This window comes from Cyanobium sp. Maggiore-St4-Cus (assembly GCF_024345615.1).
In the GTDB taxonomy this organism is placed as follows: domain Bacteria; phylum Cyanobacteriota; class Cyanobacteriia; order PCC-6307; family Cyanobiaceae; genus Cyanobium_A; species Cyanobium_A usitatum.
Genome location: NZ_JAGQBL010000027.1, coordinates 1 through 6,168 on the forward strand (window position 1 = coordinate 1; position 6,168 = coordinate 6,168).

A 6,168-nucleotide genomic window follows, 5' to 3' on the forward strand; every position below is an offset into this window, starting at 1 on the left:
CGAAGGTGAAACTTTGCTCATTGACTGCGCCGCAATGCAGCTAGGCACCAGCAGGTCAGCCCTATTTAGGCGCTCAGCCCTATCGCTGGTGCGTCAGCTCCAGCAGGAAGGGCTTCTAGCCACCACTACTAGGGCTTTGGCCCTTGAAGACGCCGCTTAATCCCGCTACAACGCTCCCATCACCCGCAATACAGCGGACCTTCTGATAGCTGCACTGGCCTAGCCAGACAGCGAAAAGCCGCCCCCTGCAAGGAGCGGCTCTTCAGAGGCAGGGAATGACCTCCCCCCTCAAGTCTGTGACCTACCGAAGAATAGCCGTACCCCTAGCGGGGACGCAACCCCTTACCACCACAACAATTCTAGCCAGTGCCCTTGGAAGGGCGGGCAAAGAAAAGGGGGTGGCAGCGTGACCGCTTCACCTTCTTCAAGGCTCCTACCAAGCAGCCCATCGAGCCCTTGCCCTGTTTGCGGCAGGGACGATAAAGGCGGTGATTGTCGCCTCAGTGACGATGGCGCCCTGGTGCTCTGCCATCACGGCTCTTCCTTCTCCCCTCCTTCTGGCTTGAAGATTGGCGAGGTGGTGCTTGGCCAAGATTTTCAGAACTGGGCTTACTGCGGCGATGCCAGTGATGGCCGCACCAGCACTTTCAAGCTGCACGAAGAAAAGCGCCCTGCCCTGCGGCTTGTAGAAGCGCCAAAGCCTGCACTATCTCTTGCCCGCTTATCTGCTGAAGCAAAGCCTGCCAAAGGCGTTGTCACAGCAGCAGGCATCTACTACACCTATTCAGAAGGGCAGCAGGCACAGCGAAAAGATCACGCGGATGGCACGAAGAGCTTCTACCCACACGCCAAAGGCTTCAGCAAAGGGCCTGGCGATGCACCTTGGCCCGCTTACAACGAGGCAGCCGCACTGGCGTCTGGTGGCTGGCTTTTGGAGCTTGAAGGGGAGAAGTGCACCGACATCGCCAGCAGCATTGGCTTATCTGCCATTAGCCAGCCTGGCTTCTTTGCTCGTAGCCAAGAGCTTGTAGCCCCGCGCTACGAGCGCCTGCGAGGCGCTGGCGTTGAGGGCATTGTCTACCTGGCAGACAACGACAAGGCGGGCAAAGCAAAAGCTGCTGATCTTCAAGCAGTGGCTGAAGCCATTGGTTTTCCTTTTGTGCTCCTAGCTGCTGAAGCTCTTTGGCCCCATCTTCCAGCAGGCGGCAGCATTGACGACCTGACGGCAGAAGAGCTTGCAGGAGCAGCAGAAAAGCTTGAAGAAGCTGCTGCTTTATTTCAAAAGCCTGCCAAAGCCCCTGCTACCACTGCCAAAAAGCCAGAAAAGAAAGAAAAGTCGGCCCCTGTCACTGCCATCAGCGAGCCAGACGATGACAGCAAAACGGCAAAGGCCATTGCTGCTCTTTTGGAAAAGCTCTTGGCCGCCACCCTTGCTGAAGATCAGCCACTGGTGGACGCGCTCAAGAGCAGAGCTTGGGGCTACCAGCTAACGCGGGAAGTGCTGCAAGAAAGGCTTCTTGCTTTATGGGGCCAGAAGAAAGGGCTACTCACTGGAGCAAGAGCACCAGCCAGAACTAGAACCATTGGCAAAGATGATCCTGGTCCTGGCCTTCAACAGCTACAGCCTGGCTTTGCTCTTAAGAACGATCTGCACGTTCTAGCTGCTGACGGCGGCGCAGGAAAAACCTTGATGACACTGGAGCTTGCTACCAGCATCTGCATTGGCAGCGGCTTTCTGGATCAGCAGGAAGGCAGCGGGCAAACAAAAGGCAAGGTGCTTTTTATTGCCACTGACGGCGGCGCTTCTGCTTGGGGAATGGTCAACACCTACTGCGATCAATTGCAGTCTTTTGAACGCGGGGCAGACATTGAAGTGTGGGCTGAAGATTCAGAAGCAGGAGAAGCCGCTTGGAACGTAAGCCTGCCAAACCTTGAGCGGCTGGCTCAACGGATGGCACAAGGCGACCTTCTGGCGGTGGTGATCGACACTGCCAACGCTTGTTTTCAAGGCGCAGGTATCAGCCCCTATACGGGGCCAGTGGATCAGTACCTACGGCTCCTGAAAGCCATTGTCTGCCCCTCTGCGGCGTTGTGGATCAACTGCCATACAACGCGCAGCGGCCAAGGTATGAAAGCCGTAGGCGGCCATCCCGCTTGGCAGGAAGTGCCTTCAGCAGTCCACCGCATCGAAAAGCTGAAGAAGGAAGAAGGAGAAGCTCCTGTCTACAAGTGGACGGTGGAGAAGTTCAGGGGCGAAAGTCCTAGAAGCTTCAACTATCACCGCGTCGATGGGGAGTTCCAGCTCGTAGGAGGTTCTCACTTCCAAGAGAACATCGGTGACCTCCTGCTCAAGACCATTCACCGCCACCAGCAAACCCCTGGCTTACTCACTAAGCCAAGCGCCTTGGCAGAAGCCACTAAGAAGAGCAGCGCCAGCGTGTGGTGTGCCCTAACGAGACTTAGGCAGCAACGGCTTGTGAGAAGCCACGGCACTGGCAACCGCATTACAGAGCAGGGCCTGTCCCGCTTGGCTGAGCTGGAAAAGCAAGCGCCTAAGGAAGAAACCCAGTCAGCAGAAGAGTTCTTTTGAAGAGGCGGGCAAAAAAGAAGGTGCGGCTCTGCTTCGGCAGGGCCTTTTTCTTGGCCTTTTCTTCTACCCCCCCTCCCCCTATACACATACACCCCCCTTAATAGGTTTTCGCCAGCTCTCCTTGCAACGCAACCATCCTCAGCGTTTTCCTTTCAAGTCTTTTTGCCAATAGGTTTTCGCCGTCTCCCCTTGCAGCGCAACCATCCTCAGCGTTTTCCTATTGCCTTCTTGCTCTTATAGGTTTTCGCCGTCTCCCCTTGCAGCAGAAGCGAACTAGGGAAAAACCTCTCAAGGTCAAACACAAGGCATGGGGGGGGGGGGGGTAGGGAAGAGAGAAGAAGAAGACCGTACCTTCTTTTTTGCCCGCTTCTTCTTCTCACTGCTTGCAGCGGTGCAATCACTGACAAGCCATTGACAAGCGGCAAAAGCTGCTGACAATGGTTGCACTGATCTCAGTGGTGATAGCAGTGACAGGACAAGAAGCAGAATTGGTGGTGGTGGATCTGCCAATCAGGGAGCTGGAAGCGCGATGGGGCATCACCCGCAACGCGCTCAAGAGCAGGGCTTCTGCTTTAGGTGTGGAGCTTGTGCGCGTCAGCAGCACTGACACGCGCTGGCCTGGCGCCTTCATCGACCTGGCGGACGATCTCCACCAGCACCTTCAGCAAGGCGGCACCCTCAAGGATTTTCCTGGCTCAAAGGCTTCTATCACTGGTGGCAGTGGTGCCATCAGTGCCACGAAAAAAGCATCAGGAGCTGCTGCTGAAGACTTGGCTTTGGCCCTTGCAAAAGCAATGGGCAACACGCTTTCACTGCCCACTGCTGACCCACTGCGCCGCGCTAAGGCACTGGCAGAAGCTGCTGACAACGCTCTAGTGCTCACCACTGACGAGTTGGTTGCTATTGGCGTGAAAGGCGTTGATGGTTTTGCCGATGGCGACCTGGCCTTTGGCTACGCCTTTTCAAAGCATCAGCAGCGCAACCGCACCCTCTGGACAGTGGAGCGCGTCATTGGCAAAAAGCCCGTCACTGATAGCACCGCTCAATCACTGACAGCAGGCAAAGCCGACAAGCAAGTGGGCTTTGGCCTTGGCGCTACGCTTTCAGCTCGTGCCGGTGCAACTATATTTGCCACTAATACGCTCCGGTGAAATAGTTCTGCATGAAAACCCGTCTTGCAACTTTTGCATTTCTACTAATTACAGCTAGCCCTGCTTGGGGATTGACATGGCAAAAAGCGAAATATAACTTTCTAGGACCACTAAGAGCCGACCTGATGAGTTTTTGCGATATTGGCCGTAGATATAATTCTGCGGGTATCAGTTATTGGCGTTATGACAAAGTAAAAAGTAACGAAGCAAGCCTGCGTGCGAATGGTTTTGGTCCATCTGAAATTAAGGCATATTTAGCAGGCCAAGCAGCCGCAATGGCAGAAGTCTGCCCCGAAGTTAAGTAGCCTGAAGTCTGTTCTTTTGTGCCACTGGTTGCCGCCTTTTATTTGCCCGTCTTCCAATGGTGCAAAAGGAAGTGGAAGGCAGAAGAGAAAATCAAGGCGGACTTAGCGCTTGGTGCTAAATATCGAGCTTTTGCCATTCTCAATAAGGCGCTGCTAGCAGCTTCTGGCAGGCGCTAGCAGCTCAAGCCTGTCTGGCACTGGGTGGTTGCTCTATTGGGAGAAGAGCAACTGATAGAGTGCTATCACCACTGATGGCACTGCTATGAAAGTCAACCGTCACGACAAAGCAGCCGCGCTCACCGACGAGCAGCTCAAGGCGCTCTTGGCTGCTGCTCCTTCTGCAAAGCATCGATGCCTGTGGACAGTGCAGCAGTGGACCGCAGCGCGAATCGGTGAGGCGCTTTTGCTCACTTGGGGCGATGTGGGCAGCAAGCAGGTCACCTTCAGACGTTCCACTACGAAAACGAAAACAACGCGGCAGCTCCTTCAAGCTCCTGCTCTTGCTGAAGAGCTTGCTGCTTATAAGGAGCACTGGGCAAAGGAGCACGGTCACCAGCCAAAGCCATCAGAAGCATTGTTTCCAGCCGCAGGCTCTACTACTTCAACAATGACGCGACAGGCGGCAGACAAGGCCTTCAGGGCTGCCTGCAAAGCCGTTGCCATTGAAGGAGCTTCCTTGCACTCCTTCAGGCGGACGATGGCGCAAAACCTCGTTGCAAAAGGAGTGCCTCTGCCAGTGGTGCAAAAGGCCACAGGTCACAAAAGCCTTTCCAGCTTGGGCGAATATCTAACTGCCTCGCAAGAAGACGTGCTGGCTGCAATGCTTGCTTAAGAAAATCAAGGTTCTAATCGAACCTTGAAAAGCAAACATTACAACAGTAATGTTTTGGAAAAAGCCCTAGAGCGACAACCGGCACTTTTGCGCGTGGCATCGGCGGGTATCCCAAAAATAGAGAGGCGGGCAAAAGTAAAGAGTTTTGCTTTTTTGTATTTCCACCGCTTATAATTAAAGAAGCAATTGCTCTTTGCTTGTGACGAAAAAAGCAGCGCCTTGTGCCACAAACTACTTGGAGTGCCGAGAAGCCTATCAAGTGGAATACCACCGCTATCTGCGGCTAGAAAATATGCTCAAAGAAGCCCTTGGTGCCAGTGATGCTGGGGATTTAGAGCAGAAAATGCTGGAAGCTCGCAGCCAGAAGCGCCATCCTGCCTCAACGCTGATTGCGCTCTACAACGAGCAAGGCGTTGCTTTTGATAAGGCAGCGTCCGTCTTCGACGTGGCAGAAGCTCTTCAAAAACGAAAAGCTGCTGAAGTTCAAAAGGCAATGCAAAAAGACTTGGTAAACATCGACTGTTAATCATGGCCAACCCCCGCAACATAACGCCTCATTGTCTACAAGGCAGAAAATTACCTGAGAACTGGCGGCAGTTAGCCCCTGGCGCTGCTGCTGCTGCTGAAGCTGCCTACCTAGACAAGCTTCAGAACGCTTGGAAACAAGCAGGCAGCAACGCGCAGCAGCACCAGCCACCAATGCGAGCAGCAAGGCTCACCGTTGACGCTGCCGATCCTGCCCATAGTGGCCACCAGCCCCGCTTTGATGGGCAATTGGTGCTTGAACGCACTGATGCCAACGGCTTTGAAGAATGGCGTGATCTAACCACTGGTGCAATTATTCGCCGTCGATTGAGCTGGAAAGATATTGTTGGCGAAAAGTAGTTAAACTATTAAAGGCAGCTTCAAGCAACTGTCGCTTCCTAAGAGTAAATAGAGTACGAGCGAGGGGTGGTTCCCTCGCTTTTTTATTGCTTACTTTTATTTGAGGCCACCATTGCTGGGCTAGTAGTCCAGTTCAATGGCCGCACATAGAAGCGCGACGTTGTTCCTTTTCGTTTTTGGTGGTTAGGATTTACAGAGGTGGAATACCACCTTTCAAATAACTTTCAGATGAAACAGAAAGACCGCCACAAGCGCCCGCCGCTAACTATTAGGTGCAGCGAAGGTGAAACTTTGCTCATTGACTGCGCCGCAATGCAGCTAGGCACCAGCAGGTCAGCCCTATTTAGGCGCTCAGCCCTATCGCTGGTGCGTCAGCTCCAGCAGGAAGGGCTTCTAGCCACCACT

Annotated in this window: 6 protein-coding genes; all 6 read left to right on the top strand. The window is 53.9% G+C overall.

What is annotated here, in order from left to right; translation table 11 throughout:
* Positions 1-1,132 precede the first annotated feature (1,132 nt).
* Positions 1,133-2,590 (top strand): AAA family ATPase, encoded by a 1,458-nt coding sequence (locus KBY99_RS14745; protein ID WP_254999808.1) that lies wholly within the window; start codon positions 1,133-1,135, stop codon positions 2,588-2,590.
* A 467-nt stretch (positions 2,591-3,057) separates the two neighbouring features.
* On the top strand, positions 3,058-3,741 hold the full coding sequence (locus KBY99_RS14750; RefSeq protein WP_254999809.1) for a hypothetical protein: 684 nt from the start codon (positions 3,058-3,060) through the stop codon (positions 3,739-3,741).
* 11 nt (positions 3,742-3,752) lie between these two features.
* A complete protein-coding gene (locus tag KBY99_RS14755; RefSeq protein ID WP_254999811.1) occupies positions 3,753-4,046 on the top strand; it encodes a hypothetical protein in 294 nt (97 codons plus the stop codon).
* A 262-nt stretch (positions 4,047-4,308) separates the two neighbouring features.
* The gene (locus tag KBY99_RS14760) at positions 4,309-4,878 is read left to right on the top strand and encodes a tyrosine-type recombinase/integrase (protein WP_254999812.1); all 570 of its coding nucleotides are present in this window, start codon (positions 4,309-4,311) and stop codon (positions 4,876-4,878) included.
* A gap of 259 nt (positions 4,879-5,137) precedes the next feature.
* On the top strand, positions 5,138-5,404 hold the full coding sequence (locus tag KBY99_RS14765; RefSeq protein ID WP_254999814.1) for a hypothetical protein: 267 nt from the start codon (positions 5,138-5,140) through the stop codon (positions 5,402-5,404).
* 2 nt (positions 5,405-5,406) lie between these two features.
* Entirely contained in the window at positions 5,407-5,763 is a 357-nt protein-coding gene (locus KBY99_RS14770) for a hypothetical protein (RefSeq protein ID WP_254999816.1), read from the top strand.
* Positions 5,764-6,168 lie beyond the last annotated feature (405 nt).